This is a genomic window from Amycolatopsis sp. NPDC003676 (assembly GCF_053587275.1).
Genome location: NZ_JBSFNS010000044.1, coordinates 30,776 through 47,934 on the forward strand (window position 1 = coordinate 30,776; position 17,159 = coordinate 47,934).

Below are 17,159 nucleotides of genomic sequence, written 5' to 3' on the forward strand. Positions count from 1 at the left end.
TCATCACTCACGAGGAGCCACCAATGCGCACCCTTCGTTTTCACGAGCACGGCCCCGCGGCCGAGGTATTACGGGTCGAGGACGCCGCGGTACCGGACCCTGGACCAGGCCAGATTCGCGTCTCGGTGCAGGCGTGCGGGCTGAACCCGGCGGACTGGGCGTTGTGCGAGGGCTTGTTCGCCGGTGACCTGCCGCGCGGGGTCGGGCTCGAGGTGTCCGGCACGGTCGACGCGCTCGGCGACGGCGTGACCGGCGTGGAGATCGGCGATCCGGTGTTCGGTTGCGCGCCGTTCACCGGCCCGACCGCGGGTGCGTCCGAGCTGGTGCTGCTGGATGCGTGGTTCCCGCGTCCAGACGGGCTCGACGCGGTCCACGCCGCGGCGCTGCCGATGGCGACCGGCACGGCTTACGCGGCGCTCGACGCACTCGGCGTCGGCTCCGGCAGCACCCTGCTCGTCCACGGCGCGGGCACCACCACCGGGTTCGCCGCCGCGCAGATCGCGCTCCTGCGCGGGGCTCGCGTGATCGTCACCGCAGGTGAGACGCACGCCGAGGCACTCCGCTCAGCTGGCGCGGAAGTCACCGGCTACCACGGCGGAATCGCCGATCGTGTGACGACGCTGGCCGGGGGACCGGTCGACCTCGTGCTGGACGCGGCCCCGTTCAGCGGCGCGGTGGCCGAACTCGTGCGCACCGTCAAGGAACCCGGGCACGTGCTGACGCTCGATCTCAGCTCGGACCAACCCGGGGTCCAGACCATTGTCAGCTCGGGCGCCCAGCCGCGCTACGACGTCCTCGGCGAGTTCGCGTCGCTCGCGGCGGACGGGCGGTTTTCGGTTCCGGTGTCCCGGATTTTCCCGCTGGACGACTGGCGGGCCGCGCTTGAACTGAGCCAGTCGAGGCAGTCCCGGGGCAAGTTGGTGCTGGCGCTTTAGTTCGCGCCGAGCATGCGGAGGACCAGTTCGCCGTATTCCTTGCCGAGTTCGGTGGGCGTTTGCCGGGTCCGTTCGCTGTACCAGCGCGCGACATCGACGCCCAGCGACAGCACGGCCCGGGCGGCGATTCCGACGTCGCCGACGGTGAACGCACCGGATTCCACCCCGTCGGCGATCACCTCGCGCACGCGCTGCTCGATCTTCCGCCGCAGTTGCGCGACGACCTGATATTCCTTTTCCGGCAACGCATTCAGCTCGTACTGCACCACGCGCGCGACAGTGTGCCGCCGCGCGTGCCAGGCGACGAAATCCTCGACGAGCAGCCGCATTCGTTCCACCGGGCCGGTGACGCGGCCGATTACGTCCTCGACAAGGGAGAGCGTCTGCTCGTGGCCGTTGCGGCTGATGGCGAAAAGCAGCGCGGCTTTCGAGGGGAAGTGCACGTACAGCGCGGCCGGGCTCATCCCCGCCGCGCCTGCGATGTCCCGCGTGGTGGTGGCGTGGTAGCCGCGCTCGGCGAACGACTCCACCCCGGCGAGCATCAGCCGGCGCGCGGTCTCGGGCTGCACGTCGGGCCACAGGTCGGCCGAGAGCGTGGTCATCCGGCGATCCTCCTCTAGTCCCGCGCCGGCCGGTGAGTCCGCCCGTCGTCCCTAGAGTGTAAGCGCTCGCTCAGTGCGGAGTCCGCTGATTCGGCTTCGCCGGTCAGATGACGTAACGCCACCCGGTGAGGGAGTACGCGCTGAACCAGCACCCGAGGAGGACGAAGGCGGCCGTCGTAACCACGGCGGTGCCCCGGCGGCGGGCGGCGAGACCGCGGGCGATCGGGAACAGCAGGATGAAACCGGGGATCAGGAAGCGCGGCTTGACGGTCGGGAGGCCCGCGGTGCCCACGACCAGCACTACGATCCCGGCGCCGTAGGCGGCGAGCGGCCACCATCGCGACAGCGGCCGCAGCGTTTTCGGCAGCAGGACGGCGAGCACGGCCGCGCCCAGCACGACGAAAACGGTCAGCGTCTCCATCACCGAAGACCCGGATGCCAGTTTTTGCCAGGAGAATTCCGCCGCCTCGCGGCCCCCGTCGAAGCGGGTTCGCCAGTTGTCCCATTCGAGGTCGAACCAGCCGGTCGGGCTGCCGGTCCGGACCGCGACGAAGACCCACCAGCCGAGCAGGCCGAGCGGGCACAGCACCGCGCAGATCATGGTCGTCCAGCGGTCGCGGGTGCGGATGAAGGCGATGACCGCGGCGACGCCGACGACGGCGATGAGGACCGCGGCGGTCGACCGCGTGAGGCCCGCGCCCACGCAGCACGCGGCGGCCAGCAGCCAGCGGCGTTCGACGACTCCGACGAGCGTCCAGGCCGCGAAGGCGGTGAACAGCGCTTCGGTGAAGACCATGGACTGCGTGATGGCGAGCGGTGCCCCGGCCCACAACGCTACGAGCAGCAAACCGGTGCGTGCGCGGCCGTCGATCCGTTGGGACAGCCGGAAAATCGCGGCTGCGGCGAGGCATCCGGCGACCGTGCTCACCAGCAGCCCAGCCAGGACCGTGCTGCCCAACGTGACCGGCGAGAGGACGCGGAGCAAGGTCGGGTACGCCGGGAAGAACGCGAGCGTCGTATAGGGCGCGTAGTTCCCCGCCGCGTCGTACAGGCCGCGGGTGGTGCCGAAGTAGCCGTAATCGGCGATGTCCAGGTAGAACTGCCCGTCCCAGGCGGTGAGGCGGCCGATGAGGGGCTGGCCGGTCCGCACGGTGAACAGCGCGAGCAGGGCGACGCTGAACACGCGGATGAGCAGGTACCCGCCGATCGCGCGGACGTACGGGCGTTGGTGCCAGCGGATCGTCGGCGGGGTGAAGGCGGCTGGTTCGGCAAGCGTCGTCAAGGCGGGTCTTTCTCGTGGGCCGGTCAGCGGTGGCTGGTGGGGTGGCTGCCGGTGGTCGTCGTGTGGTTCGGGGTGGTTCCGGGGGAGCTGCTGCCGGGTGTCGGGTCGAAGGTGGGGACAGGCTGGGGTCCGGTCGTCGGCGCGACGGCGGGCTGGACGATCTGCGGAGCGGTGGCCGGACCGGTTTGGCCTGCCGTCACTGTCACCAGGACGACGAGCACTGCCGTCGTCAGCGCGCTCCCGCCGACCGCGACGAGGTTCCGCCGCCGGTGTCGCTTGCGGCCTTCCGACAGCAACAGCGCGGGATCCACGCCGGGCGGCGGTTCGTCCACCGGCCCGGCGAGCAGGAGCACCGCGCGTGCTTCTTCGTCGTTCATGCCCGCCCCTCCTGGGACGCCAGGCGCCCGAGCTGACTGGGATCGAGGAGTTTCCGCAGGGTCGCCAAGCCGCGCGCGGACTGGCTTTTGACGGTGCCCGCCGAGCAGCCGAGAGCGGCCGCGGTCGCGTCGACGCTGAGGTCGTCCCAGAACCGCAGCACGAGAACCGCGCGTTGTTTCGGCGGGACGCCGTCGAGAGCCGCGCGCACGGAAAGCCGCTGGGCGTGGTCGGGCTCGGGTGCCGTGCTGACGTCCGGCAGCTCCGCGGAAAGGTGCTCGCGCGAACGCCACTTCCGCCGGTTTTCGTTCAGGAACGCGCGCACGAGCATCCGCCGCACGTAGGCGTCCAGCTCGCCCCGCCGGACCAGCCTCGGCCACACGCGGTAGAGCTTGAGGAAGGTGACCTGCAGCAGGTCGTCGGCCCGATGCCAGTCCCCGCACAGGACGAACGCGGTGGCGCGCAGGGAACCCGAGGACGCCGTGACGTACGCGACGAACTCGTCCTCCCACCACGCGTCTTGCTCCACACGGGGTACAGGCCTCGTGGTGCCGGGGAGGTTGCATGCGAATTGAGTGACCCAGGTCATAGGGGGCGGGTCCGCTGCTGTGTCCACAGTGGACTGTCTGCTCGCGCTCCGCCCCCCGAGGGCGGGGTTGCGAAAGGAGGAAGAGCCGCGCCAAAGTCTCTGTGCAATGTCACATGACACACTGCCGGAATCAGGGAGACCCCATGAGCACGGTGGACCAGCCTTGGCGCGGCATCCACGTCGCGACCGCCCTGCCGTTCAACGACGATCTCTCGGTGGACTACGACGGTTTCGCCGAGCACGTCCGGTGGCTCGCCGAAAACGGCATGGACGGCGTGACTCCCAACGGTTCGCTGGGGGAGTACCAGACCCTCACGGACGAGGAGCGGGCGCGCGTCGTCGAAATCGCGGTCGAGGCCGCGCCGGACGGCTTCGGGGTCATGCCCGGCGCCGCCGCGTACGGCTCGAGGGAGACCTGCCGGTGGATCGAGCAGGCGGCTGAGGCCGGCGCGCACTCGGTGCTGCTGCTCCCGCCCAACGCGTACCGGGCCGACGCCGACGCTGTCATCGAGCACTACCGTGCCGCCGCCGCGGTGGGCCTTCCGATCGTGGCGTACAACAACCCGTACGACACCAAGGTCGACCTGACGCCCGACCTGCTCGCACGGCTCTTCGCGGAAGACCTCATCGTGGCGGTCAAGGAGTTCACCGGCGATGTCCGGCGCGCGTACGAGATCGCCGAACTCGCGCCTGGGCTCGACGTGCTGATCGGCAGCGACGACGTGGTACTCGAACTCGCCGTCGCGGGGGCGGTCGGCTGGATCGCCGGATATCCGAACGCGCTGCCCGTCGCGTCGAAGAAGCTCTACGACCTGGCTACGTCGGGGCAGGCGCAGGACATCGCCGCGGCGGTCCCGTTGTACCGGGACCTGCATTCGTTGCTGCGCTGGGATTCCAAGACCGAATTCGTGCAGGCGATCAAGGCGTCGATGGACCTCGCGGGCCGCAAGGGCGGGGCATGCCGTCCGCCTCGTCATGCCCTGACCGGTGCCGCTGCGGACCGGGTGAACGCCGATACCAAGGCGGCTCTCGAAAAAGGCTATCGCTGACCCGCACGACTTTCGCACAGGAAGCGAGAACCGATGAGGACGAGCCGAATCATCCACGCGGTCGATTCGCACACCGAAGGGATGCCGACCCGCGTGGTGACCGGCGGGGTCGGCGTGTTCCCCGGCGCGAGCATGGCCGAACGCCGGGTGTGGTTCCAGGAGAACGCCGACGACCTGCGGACCTTCCTCATGTGCGAGCCGCGCGGGCATTCCGCGATGAGCGGGAGCATCCTGCAGCCGCCGACGCGGCCGGACGCCGACTGCGGGGTGCTCTTCATCGAGGTCTCGGGCCTGCTTCCGATGTGCGGGCACGGCACGATCGGGACCGCGACGGTCCTGGTGGAAACCGGGATGGTTCCCGTCGTCGAGCCGGTGACGACGGTTCGGCTGGAAACGCCCGCCGGTCTGGTGGTCGCCGAGGTCGCGGTCGCGGACGGGAAAGCCACGTCGGTGACGATCCGCAACGTGCCGTCGTTTTCCCTGACCCTGGACGCGAGCGTCGAGGTTCCCGGGTTCGGGGACGTGCGGTACGACCTCGCCTTCGGCGGGAACTTCTACGCGATCGTCGACCTCGACGACTTGGGCCTGCCCTTCGACCGGAAAGCCAAGAACGAACTCCTCGCCGCCGGGCTGAAGATCATGGCCGCGATCAACGAGCACGCCCTGCCCCAGCACCCCGAGCGCCCCGACATCTCCGGCTGCCACCACGTTTACCTCAAAGCACCCGGCTCCGACGCGAAACATTCGCGGCACGCCATGGCTATTCACCCCGGATGGTTCGACCGTTCGCCCTGCGGCACCGGGACGAGCGCCCGGATGGCTCAGCTGCACGCACGCGGAGAACTGGCCCTCGACACCGATTTCGTCAACGAGTCGTTTATCGGCACCACTTTCACCGGAAGGCTCGTCGAGGAAACGACAGTCGGCGGAATACCGGCGGTGGTACCGACAATCACCGGACGTGCTTGGATTACCGGCACCGCGCAGTACATGCTCGACCCGGCTGATCCGTTCCCTGCCGGGTTCGAGCTGTGACCACGCCTGACGTCCTGATCATCGGCGCTGGCGCACTCGGTGCCGCCGCGGCTTGGTTCGCGACCCGCGCGGGCCTTTCCGTCGAAGTCGTCGAACAGGGCCAGGTGGCCAGTGGCACGACCAGCAGCTGCGAAGGGAATCTGCTGGTCTCGGACAAAGAAGCCGGACCCGAACTCGATCTCGCGCTCTTGTCGCTGGCTGCCTGGCGCGGGGAGCTCGGCGAATACGGCTCGCTCTGGGAGTTCGAGCAGAAGGGCGGCCTGGTCGTGTCGTCCACAGTGGACTCCGCTGCCGGGCTGGTCCAGCTCGCCGAGCGGCAACGTATCGCGGGTGTCGAGGTGCTCGACCTTGCCCCGGAAGCGATTCCCGCCTACGAGCCGCATTTGACCCGCGATCTTTCCGGGGCCGCGTTTTATCCCCAGGACTGCCAGGTGCAACCGATGCTGGTGGCGGCTCACCTGCTTCGAATGGCGCGCGAACGCGGTGCCGAAGTCCGTACTGGCACCCGCGTAGTCGGGTTTCTTCGGGACGGCGACCGGATTCTCGGCGTCCGAACCGATCGCGGAGACCGGTACGGCGGCTGCGTCGTGAACGCGGCGGGAACTTGGGCGGGCGAGGTCGCCGCGCTCGCTGGCGTGGAGGTCCCGATTCTGCCGCGCCGGGGCTTCATTCTCGTCACGCAACCTCTGCCGCCGACCGTGTTCCACAAGGTCTACGCCGGGGAATACGTTGCCAGCACTCAAAGTTCCGACGAGGGGCTGCAAACGTCAACGGTGGTCGAGGGAACTCAGGCGGGAACGATCCTCATCGGCTCCTCGCGCGAACGGGTGGGCTTCGACCGTTCCGTGTCGCCGCGGGCACTCCGGGAGATCGCCGCGAAGGCGCTCGCGCTCTATCCGTCGCTGAGCCGGACCAAGGTGATGCGCAGCTACCTGGGATTCCGCCCGTACTGCCCCGATCACCTCCCGGTCATCGGACCGGATCCTCGGGCACCCGGCCTGTGGCACGCGGCGGGCCACGAGGGCGCGGGCATCGGCCTTTCCGCCGGAACAGCGAAGATTCTCGTCCAAGCACTTCTCGGCGAGGCAACCGATATCGACATCTCGCCCTTCGCACCCGAACGGTTCGCCATGATGGAGGCCTCGTGACCACGACCGTGACGCTGACCTTCGACGGTCAGCCGCTCACCGCGTCGCCCGGACAGAGCGTCGGCGCGGCGCTCACCAATGCCGGAGTGCGCTCTTGGCGAACGACTCGCCGTGGCGGTCGGCCCCGGGGTCTGTTCTGCGGGATCGGCGTCTGCTTCGACTGCCTGATCACCGTGGACGACGTGGCTGACCAGCGGGCCTGCTTGGTACCGGTCCGGGACGGCATGGTCGTTCGGAGCGACTCCGATGAGTAGGTACGACGTGATCGTGGTCGGCGGCGGTCCCAGCGGTCTCGCGGCCGCGGAGGCAGCGTCCGGGAACGGCCTGCGCGTGGCACTTGTCGACGCCTCGGCCCAGATCGGCGGCCAGTACTGGCGCCGGCCGAGAGATCAAGCGGCTGCGCAGCACGGCACGACACTGGAGTCGCTGCGCCGACGCCTCATCGACGTCGACCATTACTCAGAGCACCAGGTCTGGCTTCTCGAACCGGCCGGAGAGCATCGTCTGCACCTGGCACCGGCCCACGAAAGCGTGCGCACTGCGGCCCCGCCCGTCCTCCGCGCACGTTCCCTGATCCTGTGCCCGGGCGCCTACGATCGTCAACTGCCGATCCCGGGGTGGGACCTCCCCGGGGTGATGGCGGCGGGCGGAGTCCAAGCGTTGGTGAAGGCCCACGGCGTCCTTCCTGGCCGACGAGCCGTCGTCGCGGGCACCGGGCCGTTTCTGCTTCCGGTGGCGCGGCAGCTCGCGGAAGCGGGCGCGGAGGTCGTCGCCGTCTGCGAAGCGAACAGCCCCGCGGGTTGGCTGCGGACGCCGCTCGGCGCGCTGGCTGTTCCGGCCAAACTGGGCGAAGCCGTGTCGTACGCCGCCGCGTTCGCACGGCACCGCATTCCCTTCCGGACCCGCACGATCGTGGCTGCCGTCGAAGGTGGCGACAAGGTCGAATCCGTGCGGGTTCGCAAGGTCGATCGCGCTGGAACCGAGACGCTCGACGGGATCGACCTGGTCGCTCTGGGATGGGGATTCACCCCGTCGCTGGAACTGATCCTCGCCGCGGGCGCAGCTACCCGCGTCGACCTGGACGAATCGCTGGTCGCCGTGGTCGACGCCTGGCAACGCACCGATGTCACCGGTGTCTACGTCGCGGGCGAAGCCACCGGCGTCGGCGGGGCACTTCTCGCGCTTGCTGAAGGCGAGCTCGCAGGCCTGGCTGTGGCCATGGACCAGGGCCGTTCCGTGGACCACCGACGCGCCGGACGCCTCCAACGCCAGGTGCGGCGGGGGAGAGCTTTCGCAGCCGCCATGCATCGCGCGCACCCTCTGCCCGCAGGCTGGCAGGACTGGCTCGAACCGGACACGACGGTCTGCCGGTGCGAAGAGGTCACCGTCCAAGACATCCGCGACGCATGCCCTTTGGGTGCGGTCGACGCGCGGACGGCGAAGCTCCTGGCGCGACCGGGGATGGGCTGGTGCCAGGGCCGCGTCTGCGGATTCACCTCGGCCAAACTCGCCAAGGGCAAGGGAAAACGCTTGACGGTCAACGATCTCGCGCCGATGTCCAAACGGTCGATCGCGATGCCGGTGTCCTTGGAACGGCTCGCGACGGACGAACCTCACTAGGATGAGCGTCCGGAAAGAAGAGGAGTGACGGATGAGCGCGAACATCCAGGGGTTCGAGAAGACGACACTCCGGGAGCGAGTCTCGCACGCCCTTCGCGCCGCAGTCGTGGCCGGGGAGCTGGAACCCGGCAACGTCTACTCCGCGCCGGAGCTGGCCAAACGGTTCGGCGTGTCCGCCACTCCGGTGCGCGAAGCGATGCTCGACCTGGTCCGCGAAGGCCTCGTCGCCACTGTCCCGAACAAGGGTTACCGGGTCACGGAGATGGCCGAGAGCGAGCTGGACCAGATCACCGAGCTTCGCATGTTGATCGAGCCTTCGCTGGTCGCCCGCGCGCATATTCCGGATGGTGATCTGCCGGAACTGCGAGCGATGGCCCAGGCCATTGTGGACGAAGCGGCGGCGGGCGATCTGGTCGCGTACACCGAGGCGGACCGGGCGTTCCATCTCAGGTTGCTGGGCTATGCCGGGAACGCCCGTGCGACCTCGCTGATCGCTGATCTGCGGGCGCACACGCGGCTTTACGGGCTCGCCGCCTTGTCCGAACGCGGCGAACTGGAGGAGTCCGCGCGCGAGCACCACGCGATCCTCGACGCGATCGCCAGCGGGAATGCCGGGCTGGTGGAGAAGCTCATGCGTACTCACATCGGGCATGTGCGGGAGTCGTGGGCCAGTGCTGAGCCGACGCAGCGGAAGCGGAATTCCTGACGTTCGCGGAACCCCGGTGGGCGGCACCGAAGCACCGCCCACCGAAAGTCAGCGGGCGGCGGCCCCAGCGCGCCGCTTGGTCCAGATGTCATAAGCGACCGCCGCGAGCAGCACCGCGCCTTTGACCAGCATGACGCGCTCACTGGGCGCTCCGACCAGCGACATCCCGTTGTTGATCACCGCCATGATCAGGCCGCCAGTGATAGCTCCGACGACCTTGCCGACACCGCCCTGGACCGCAGCTCCGCCGATGAACGCGGCGGCGATCGCGTCGAGCTCAAAGTTCACACCCGCCGTAGGCCCGGCCTGGTTGAGGCGCCCGGCGAAGATGATGCCGGCCAGTGCGGCCAGGACGCCCATGTTCACGAAGACCCAGAACGTCACGGATTTGACCTTGACCCCGGACAGGGTCGCGGCCTGCAGATTCCCGCCGATGGCGTAGACGTGCCTGCCGAACACGGATTTCCCGGCGACCAGGGAGTAGCCGAGCACCAGCACGGCCAGCAGCACCAGCACCCAGGGCAGGTTGCGGAACCGGGCGAGCTGCACGACGACGGCGAGCACGAGCGCGGCGGCGACGGCGATCTTGAGGACGAACAGCGGGAACGGGTCGACCTCTTGGCCGTAGCCGAGCCGTGCGGCGCGTTTGCGCCATTGAGCAAGCACGATTCCGGCGATCACGACGACGCCGGCGAGGAGGCTGAAGAGGTCGGCGCCGCCGAGCGGGCCGAGGCCGATGTTGCCGAGGTAGCCGCCGGTGAAGCCGTTGGACAGAGTGCGGATGGCGTCGGGGAAGGGGCCGATGCCCTGGTTGCCGAGCACGGTGAGGGTGAGTGCGCGGAAGGCGAGCATCCCGGCGAGGGTCACGATGAACGCGGGGATACCGAAGTAGGCGACCCAGTATCCCTGCCAGGCGCCGATCACCGCGCCGACGACGAGGGTGATCACGACGGCCAACGGCCAGGGCAGGCCGAGGTTGACCGTGAGGACCGCGGCGACCGCGCCGGTCATCGCCACCACCGAGCCCGCGGACAGGTCGATGTGCCCGGAGATGATCACCAGGATCATCCCGACGGCGAGGATCAGCACGTAGGAGTTCTGCACGATGATGTTCGAGATGTTCTGCGGTTCGAGCAGCGCGCCGCCGGTGATCGCCTCGAACAGGACCACGATCAGCGCGAAGGCGACGTAGATGCCGCTCTGCCGGAGGTTGATCGAGATCCGCCGGGGGCTGCGCCCTGCGGGCGGGGCGGCCGGATCGGCGGGCCGCACCGGGTTCGTGGTGGTCATGGCCGTTCCTTCGTCATGTGTCGCATGAGCAGTTCCTGGGTGGCCTCGGCGCGCGCGACCTCGCCGGTGATCCGGCCCGCGGACAGGGTGTAGATGCGGTCGCAGAGGCCGAGCAGTTCGGGGAGTTCCGAGGAGATGACGAGGACCGCTTTCCCCTGCGCGGCCATCTCGTTGACGATCGTGTAGATCTCGTACTTCGCGCCGACGTCGATGCCGCGGGTCGGCTCGTCGAGGATGAGCACGTCCGGATCGGTGAAGATCCACTTGGCCAGCACGACTTTCTGCTGGTTCCCGCCGGACAGCTTGCCGGTGACGCTGCGCACCGACGGCGCCTTGATCCGCAGGTCCCGGTGGAAGCGAGTGGCGACGTCGTGTTCGGCGTGCTCGTCGATCCAGCCGCGGCGGGCCACGGTGCGCAGCCCGGCCGCGGTGGTGTTGCGCTGGATGTCGTCGATCAGGTTGAGGCCGTACAGTTTCCGGTCCTCGGTGGCGTAGGCGATGCCGTTGCGGATGGCGTCGCGGACGGACCGCAGCGTGATTTCCTTGCCGTCCTTGACCAGCCGGCCCGAGATGTTCGTGCCGTACGAGCGGCCGAAGACGCTCATCGCGAGTTCGGTGCGCCCCGCGCCCATCAGCCCGGCGAGCCCGACGATCTCGCCGCGCCGCAACGTCAGGTTCGCCTCGTCCACCACGACCCGGCCGGGCTGGCTCGGGCTGTGCACCGTCCAGTCCTCGATCCGCAGCACCTCGTCGCCGATGTCCGGCTCCCTTGGCGGGAAACGGTGTTCGAGGTCGCGCCCCACCATGCCGGTGATGATGCGTTCCTCGCTCAGCCCGGCGGCGTCGAGCGTTTCGATCGTCTTGCCGTCGCGCAGGATCGTGACGGTGTCGGCGATCGCGGTGACCTCGCCGAGCTTGTGCGAGATGATCACGCAGGTGACGCCGTCGTCGCGCAGTTCGCGCAGCAACGCGAGCAGATGCGCCGAATCGTCGTCGTTGAGCGCGGCGGTCGGCTCGTCGAGGATGAGCAGTTTGACGCGCTTGGACAGGGCTTTGGCGATTTCGACGAGCTGCTGCTTGCCGACGCCGAGCTCGCTGACCGGCGTGACGGCGTTCTCGCGCAGCCCCACCCGGAGCAGCAGTTCAGCGGCCTCGTGGTTGGTCCGGTTCCAGTCGACCCAGCCGCGTTTGGCCCTTTCGTTGCCGAGGAAGATGTTCTCGGCGACCGAAAGCTGCGGGCACAGCGCGAGTTCCTGGTGGATGATCACGATGCCGCGGCGTTCGCTGTCGCGGATGGACCCGAACGCGCAGTCCTCGCCGTCGAAAGTGATGTCGCCGTCGTAACTGCCGTGCGGGTAAACGCCGGACAGGATCTTCATCAAGGTGGATTTCCCGGCGCCGTTCTCGCCGCAGACGGCGTGGATTTCCCCGCGCCGCACCGAGAGCGTGACGTCGGACAGCGCGGTTACGCCGGGAAAGGTCTTGGTGATCCCGCGCATGCCGAGCAGTTCGGTCATTTCAGCTGGCCCGCCGTGTAGTAGCCGGAGTCGAGCAGTTCCTTCTGGTAGTTGGACTTGTCGACCACGACCGGCTGCAGCAGCTGGGCCGGGACGACCTTCTTGCCGTTGTCGTAATCGGTGGTGTTGTTGACCGCGGGCTTCTGTCCTTTGAGGACGGAATCGGCCATTTTCACCGTGACGTCGGCGAGTTTGCGAGTGTCCTTGAAAACGGTGGAGTACTGCTCGCCCGCGATGATCGACTTGACCGAGGCGACTTCGGCGTCCTGCCCGGTGACCACCGGATAGGGCTGTCCGGCGGAACCGTAACCGTTGCTCTTGAGCGCGGACAGGATGCCGATCGACAGGCCGTCGTACGGGGAGAGCACGCCTTGGACCTTCGCGCCGCCGGTGTAGGTCTTGGTGAGGAGGTCTTCCATGCGCCGCTGCGCGGTGGCCGGGTCCCAGCGCAGGATCGCGGTGGTGGCGAAGGCGGTCTGACCGCTCTTCACGACCAGTTTCTTGCTGTCGATCAACGGTTTGAGCACGGACATGGCGCCGTTGAAGAAGAAGGTCGCGTTGTTGTCGTCGGGCGATCCGCCGAACAGTTCGATGTTGAACGGGCCGGGTCCGTCGCCGAGGCCCTTGACCAGCGAGTTGGCCTGTTCGACGCCGACCTTGAAGTTGTCGAAGGTGGCGTAGTAGTCGACGGCGGGGGAGTTGCGGATGAGCCGGTCGTAGGCGATCACCGGGACCTTGCGGTCGGCGGCCTCCTGCAGCTGCGTGGTGAGCGCGGTGCCGTCGATCGAGGCGACGACCAGCAGCTTCGCGCCCTTGGTCAGCTGGTTCTCGATCTGGTTGACCTGGGTGGGGATGTCGTTCTCGGCGTACTGCAGGTCGACCTTGTAGCCGAGCTTTTCCAGCGCGGCCTTGATGTTGTCGCCGTCGTGGATCCAGCGTTCGGACGATTTGGTCGGCATCGTCACGCCGACCAGCGCGCCTTCGGATCCGCCTGCCTGCTGGTCGACGGTCTTCGCGCTGGACCCGCAGGCGGCGACGCCCAGCGCGAGCACGGCGGCCCCGGCTGCCGCGGCGGCGGTGCGGATTCCTCGAGTGAACTTCATTGTTCGTTCTCCTTCTTTCAGAAGCCCTGGGCGAGCCGGTGGTAGGCCTGGTTCCAGCGAATGCGGTCGGCGAAATCGGAAGTCGTGGTGTTCTCGTCGATGAGGAGCAGTTCGACGTCGAGCATGCGGGCGAAATCCCGCAGGGTCTCGGTGCCGACCGCCTGGGTGAGCACGGTGTGGTGCGGGCCGCCCGCGGTGATCCACGATTCCGCCGACGTGGTGAGCGACGGCGCGGGTTTCCACACTGCGCGCGCCACTGGCAGGTTGGGCAGCGGCTCGTCGGGCGGAACGACCTCGATCTCGTTGGCCACCAATCGGAATCGGTCGCCGAGATCGGTCAAGCCAAGGACCGCGCCGCGGCCGGGCGAGGCGTTGAAGACCAGCCGCACGGGGTCCTCGCGACCGCCGATGCCGAGCGGGTGGATCTCGCAGGACGGCGTGTCCGCGGCGATGCTGGGACACACTTCGAGCATGTGTGCGCCGAGGATCTTGGGCTCGCCGGGTCCGAAGTGGTAGGTGTAATCCTCCATAAAGGACGTTCCGCGATCCGAGCCGCGGCCCATCGCTTTCACCGCGGCCAGCAGCGCGGACGTCTTCCAGTCGCCTTCGCCGCCGAAGCCGTAGCCGTCGGCCATCAGCCGTTGTACCGCCAGGCCCGGCAGTTGGCGGAGTCCGCCGAGATCCTCGAAGTTCGTGGTGAACGCGCCGAATCCGCCTTCGGTCAGGAACGAGCGCAGGCCGATCTCGATCTGCGCCGCGTACCTGAGGGATTCGTGTCGTTCGCCGCCACGGGCCAATTCGGGTGCGAGGCGGTATTCGTCGGCGTACTGGGAGACCAGATTCTCGATGTCCACAGTGGACGCGTTGTCGACTCGTTCGGCGAGTTCAGTGACGCCGTAGGTGTTGACCGAGACGCCGAACCGCAGCTCGGCCTCGACCTTGTCGCCTTCGGTGACCGCGACGTCGCGCATGTTGTCGCCGAACCGGGCCAGTTTCAACGTCCGCAGATGTGCCGCGCCGATCGCCGCCCGCGCCCAAGCGTCGATGCGAGCGACCACCGCCGGATCGGCCGCGTGCCCGGCGACGGTCTTGCGCGGAATCCCGAGCCGGGTCTGGACGAACCCGAACTCCCGGTCGCCGTGCGCGGCCTGGTTGAGGTTCATGTAGTCCATGTCGAGACTGGCCCACGGCAGTGCCGCGTCGAGCTGGGTGTGCAAGTGCAGCAACGGTTTGCGCAGTGCGTCGAGGCCGCTGATCCACATTTTCGCCGGGCTGAACGTGTGCATCCACGCCATGACGCCGACGCAGGCGGGGTCGGCGTTGGCCTCCTGCAGCACCTGCCTGATCCCGGCGGACTCGGTCAGCACCGGTTTCCCGATCAGCTCGCACGGCAGGCCGCCGGAATCGGCGAGCAGCTGCCGGATCCGCAGCGACTGCCCGGCGACCTGGTCGAGGGTCTCCTCGCCGTAGAGCGCCTGGCTGCCGGTGAGGAACCACACCTGCGGCTTGGTCGCGGAGGTCATCTTTTCTCCTTGCTGGATCAGGGTTTCAGCGCTGCCCGTAGACGTTCTGGTACCGCGCGTGCAGGCGGTCGACGTCGGTGGCCGACAGCGGGGCGGGCGTGCCGAGCTGGTGTGCGATGTGGACGGTGCGGGCCACGTCCTCGACCATCACCGCGGCCTTCACCGCGTCCCGCGCCGTGGCGCCGACGGTGAACGGGCCGTGGTTGCGCATCAGCACGGCGGGGGAGCGGGTCGCGCGCAGGGTTTCCACGAGGCCGCGGCCGATCGAGTCGTCGCCGATCAACGCGAACGGGCCGACCGGGATCTCGCCGCCGAACTCGTCGGCGATCATCGTGAGCACGCACGGAATCGGCTCGCCGCGCGCGGCCCACGCGGTGGCGTAGGTCGAATGCGTGTGCACGACGCCGCCGATCTCCGGCAGATGCCGGTAGACATAAGCGTGCGCGGCGGTGTCGGACGACGGCGCGAGTTCGCCGTGCACCAGGTGCCCGTGCAGATCGGTGACGACCATCGTGTCGGCGGTCAGATCGTCGTAGGACACGCCGGACGGTTTGATCACCATCAGGTCTTCGCCGGGTACGCGGGCGGAGATGTTGCCTGCGGTCCAGACGACCAGTTCGTTGCGCGTCAGTTCGTTGTGCAGTCGCGCGACGGATTCCCTCAGTTCCGCGATGGTGTCGCGTGCCTGTGCGGTCAGGGTCATCAGTTCTGTCCTTTCGCGACAGTGGCGAGCTCGCGGCGGCGCGCGGCGAGACGGTGCATGACGTCGTTGCCGCCGCGGCCGAAGTAGTCGTGCAGTGCGGTGTATTCCGCGTAGAGCTCGTCGTAGGCGGACACGTTCGCCAGCACCGGCTGGTACGCCATCCGCTGGACCGAACCCATCGCCGCCGCGGCCGTGCGTACGTCGGGATAGGCGCCCGCAGCGACCGCGGCGTGGATCGCCGAACCGAGCGCGGGTCCTTGTGTCGAGCCGATCAGCGAGAGCGGGAGGCCGGTGACGTCGGCGTAGATCTGCATCAGCAGCGTGTTTTTGGTCAGCCCGCCCGCGATGATCAGCTCGGTGACCGGAACTCCGGCGTCCTCGAACGTCTCGATGATCTTGCGCGTGCCGAACGCGGTGGCCTCCAGGAGCGCGCGGTAGACGTGCTCGGGCCGGGTGCTCAGGGTCTGTCCGATGAGGACGCCGGACAGCTCGTGGTCGACCAGGACCGACCGGTTGCCGCTGTGCCAGTCGAGTGCGACCAGGCCGTGCTCGCCGATCTCCTGCTGTGCCGCGAGGCGGGTCAGGAATTCGTGGAGGCCTTCTTTTCGCGCAGTGTCCGAATAGGACGCCGGAACGCAGTGTTCGACAAACCAGCCGAAGATGTCGCCAACCCCGCTTTGGCCCGCTTCGTAACCCCACAGGCCGGGGACGATGCCGCCGTCGACGACTCCGCACATGCCCGGGACCTCGCGCAGGTCCGCGCCACTCATGACGTGACAGGTCGACGTGCCCATGATCGCGACCATTTGGCCCGGCTCGACCGCCTGCGCGGCCGGGGCGGTGACGTGCGCGTCGACATTGCCGACCGCGACGGCGATCCCGGCGGGCAGTCCAGTCCAGGCCGCGGCCTGCGCGCTGAGCTTTCCGGCGAGCGAGCCGAGCTGCCCGATCGGATGGTCGAGCTTCTCGTCCACAAAGGACTCGAACCCGGGTGCGAGGCGGTTGAGGAAGTCGCGGTCCGGGTAGCGGCCGTCCTGATAGATCCCCTTATACCCGGCTGTGCAGGCGTTGCGGACGTAAGTGCCGGTCAGCTGCCAGACGATCCAGTCCGCCGCCTCGACCCAATGCCGCATCGCGCGGTAGACCTCGGGGGCTTCCTCGAACATCTGCAGCGCTTTGGCGAACTCCCACTCGGACGAGATCAGCCCGCCGTACCGCGGCAGCCACGATTCGCCGCGCTCGCGGGCCGCGGCGTTGATGCGATCGGCCTGCGGTTGCGCGGCGTGGTGCCGCCACAGCTTCACGTACGCGTGCGGGTTTCCCGTGAATTCCGGCAGTTCGGAGAGCGGAGTGCCGTCCTCGGTGGTCGGGATCATCGTGCAGGCCGTGAAATCCGTGCCGATCCCGATGACGTCCTGTGGGTCGGCACCCGCCTCGGCGAGCGCGGCGGGCACGGCGGTGCGCAGGACGTCGACGTAGTCCGACGGAACCTGCAGCGCCCAGCCCGGCGGCAGTTCCTCGGCGGTGGCGGGAAGCCGGTCGTCGACGACCCCGTGCCGGTACTCGGTCACGGCGCTTCCCAGTTCGGCGCCGTCGCGCACCCGGACCACGACCGCGCGTCCGGAGAGCGTGCCGAAGTCGATGCCGACGACGAGGGAATCTGCTGGCACTGGAGGGATTTC

At 68.5% G+C, this 17,159-nt stretch carries 17 protein-coding genes; 7 read left to right on the top strand and 10 right to left on the bottom strand.

Annotation, left to right across the window (positions count from 1 at the left end):
- Window positions 1-23: 23 nt before the first annotated feature.
- Window positions 24-935 carry an NADP-dependent oxidoreductase gene (locus tag ACWDNU_RS24615; RefSeq protein ID WP_449670610.1) on the top strand — a complete coding sequence of 304 codons (912 nt, stop codon included), beginning with the start codon at window positions 24-26 and terminating at the stop codon, window positions 933-935.
- Here the strand turns inward: ACWDNU_RS24615 and ACWDNU_RS24620 are convergent.
- The 4 genes from ACWDNU_RS24620 to ACWDNU_RS24635 form a co-directional block, all read right to left on the bottom strand.
- Complete coding sequence (locus ACWDNU_RS24620) at window positions 932-1,537, bottom strand: TetR/AcrR family transcriptional regulator (RefSeq protein ID WP_449670611.1); 606 nt, start codon at window positions 1,535-1,537, stop codon at window positions 932-934. The two genes, ACWDNU_RS24615 and ACWDNU_RS24620, sit on opposite strands and share 4 nt — an antisense overlap.
- 103 nt (window positions 1,538-1,640) lie before the next feature.
- Window positions 1,641-2,819: a hypothetical protein gene (locus tag ACWDNU_RS24625; RefSeq protein WP_449670612.1), complete on the bottom strand. Its 1,179-nt coding sequence runs from the start codon at window positions 2,817-2,819 to the stop codon at window positions 1,641-1,643.
- 23 nt (window positions 2,820-2,842) lie between these two features.
- Complete coding sequence (locus tag ACWDNU_RS24630; protein ID WP_449670613.1) at window positions 2,843-3,196, bottom strand: hypothetical protein; 354 nt, start codon at window positions 3,194-3,196, stop codon at window positions 2,843-2,845.
- Window positions 3,193-3,723: a SigE family RNA polymerase sigma factor gene (locus ACWDNU_RS24635; protein ID WP_449670614.1), complete on the bottom strand. Its 531-nt coding sequence runs from the start codon at window positions 3,721-3,723 to the stop codon at window positions 3,193-3,195. The genes ACWDNU_RS24630 and ACWDNU_RS24635 overlap by 4 nt, the downstream gene beginning before the upstream one ends.
- Window positions 3,724-3,926: 203 nt before the next feature.
- Between ACWDNU_RS24635 and ACWDNU_RS24640 the strand changes: the two genes are divergently transcribed.
- Genes ACWDNU_RS24640 through ACWDNU_RS24665 form a run of 6 tightly spaced genes read left to right on the top strand, consistent with a single transcriptional unit; the run spans window position 3,927 to window position 9,341 of the window.
- Window positions 3,927-4,832: a dihydrodipicolinate synthase family protein gene (locus ACWDNU_RS24640; RefSeq protein WP_449670615.1), complete on the top strand. Its 906-nt coding sequence runs from the start codon at window positions 3,927-3,929 to the stop codon at window positions 4,830-4,832.
- Window positions 4,833-4,865: 33 nt separating this feature from the next.
- A complete protein-coding gene (locus ACWDNU_RS24645; protein ID WP_449670616.1) occupies window positions 4,866-5,867 on the top strand; it encodes a proline racemase family protein in 1,002 nt (333 codons plus the stop codon).
- A complete protein-coding gene (locus ACWDNU_RS24650; RefSeq protein ID WP_449670617.1) occupies window positions 5,864-7,015 on the top strand; it encodes an NAD(P)/FAD-dependent oxidoreductase in 1,152 nt (383 codons plus the stop codon). The genes ACWDNU_RS24645 and ACWDNU_RS24650 overlap by 4 nt, the downstream gene beginning before the upstream one ends.
- On the top strand, window positions 7,012-7,269 hold the full coding sequence (locus tag ACWDNU_RS24655; protein ID WP_370938666.1) for a (2Fe-2S)-binding protein: 258 nt from the start codon (window positions 7,012-7,014) through the stop codon (window positions 7,267-7,269). The genes ACWDNU_RS24650 and ACWDNU_RS24655 overlap by 4 nt, the downstream gene beginning before the upstream one ends.
- Window positions 7,262-8,635 carry an FAD-dependent oxidoreductase gene (locus tag ACWDNU_RS24660; RefSeq protein WP_449670618.1) on the top strand — a complete coding sequence of 458 codons (1,374 nt, stop codon included), beginning with the start codon at window positions 7,262-7,264 and terminating at the stop codon, window positions 8,633-8,635. The genes ACWDNU_RS24655 and ACWDNU_RS24660 overlap by 8 nt, the downstream gene beginning before the upstream one ends.
- Before the next feature lie 31 nt (window positions 8,636-8,666).
- Window positions 8,667-9,341 (top strand): GntR family transcriptional regulator, encoded by a 675-nt coding sequence (locus ACWDNU_RS24665; protein ID WP_449670619.1) that lies wholly within the window; start codon window positions 8,667-8,669, stop codon window positions 9,339-9,341.
- A 48-nt stretch (window positions 9,342-9,389) separates the two neighbouring features.
- Here ACWDNU_RS24665 and mmsB read toward each other — a convergent pair whose 3' ends face one another.
- Genes mmsB through araB form a run of 6 tightly spaced genes read right to left on the bottom strand, consistent with a single transcriptional unit; the run spans window position 9,390 to window position 17,147 of the window.
- Window positions 9,390-10,631, bottom strand: coding sequence for a multiple monosaccharide ABC transporter permease (gene mmsB / locus ACWDNU_RS24670; protein ID WP_449670620.1), 1,242 nt, complete (start codon window positions 10,629-10,631; stop codon window positions 9,390-9,392).
- Window positions 10,628-12,148, bottom strand: coding sequence for a multiple monosaccharide ABC transporter ATP-binding protein (gene mmsA, locus ACWDNU_RS24675; protein WP_449670621.1), 1,521 nt, complete (start codon window positions 12,146-12,148; stop codon window positions 10,628-10,630). Before mmsA ends, mmsB begins: the two co-directional genes overlap by 4 nt.
- The gene (gene chvE / locus ACWDNU_RS24680; RefSeq protein ID WP_370938661.1) at window positions 12,145-13,251 is read right to left on the bottom strand and encodes a multiple monosaccharide ABC transporter substrate-binding protein; all 1,107 of its coding nucleotides are present in this window, start codon (window positions 13,249-13,251) and stop codon (window positions 12,145-12,147) included. The genes mmsA and chvE overlap by 4 nt, the downstream gene beginning before the upstream one ends.
- A gap of 17 nt (window positions 13,252-13,268) precedes the next feature.
- Window positions 13,269-14,774, bottom strand: a complete 1,506-nt coding sequence (araA, locus tag ACWDNU_RS24685) for an L-arabinose isomerase (protein ID WP_449670622.1) — start codon at window positions 14,772-14,774, stop codon at window positions 13,269-13,271.
- A gap of 25 nt (window positions 14,775-14,799) precedes the next feature.
- On the bottom strand, window positions 14,800-15,477 hold the full coding sequence (locus ACWDNU_RS24690; protein ID WP_449670623.1) for an L-ribulose-5-phosphate 4-epimerase: 678 nt from the start codon (window positions 15,475-15,477) through the stop codon (window positions 14,800-14,802).
- Window positions 15,477-17,147: a ribulokinase gene (araB, locus tag ACWDNU_RS24695; RefSeq protein ID WP_449670624.1), complete on the bottom strand. Its 1,671-nt coding sequence runs from the start codon at window positions 17,145-17,147 to the stop codon at window positions 15,477-15,479. Before araB ends, ACWDNU_RS24690 begins: the two co-directional genes overlap by 1 nt.
- Between the last annotated feature and the right edge of the window lie 12 nt (window positions 17,148-17,159).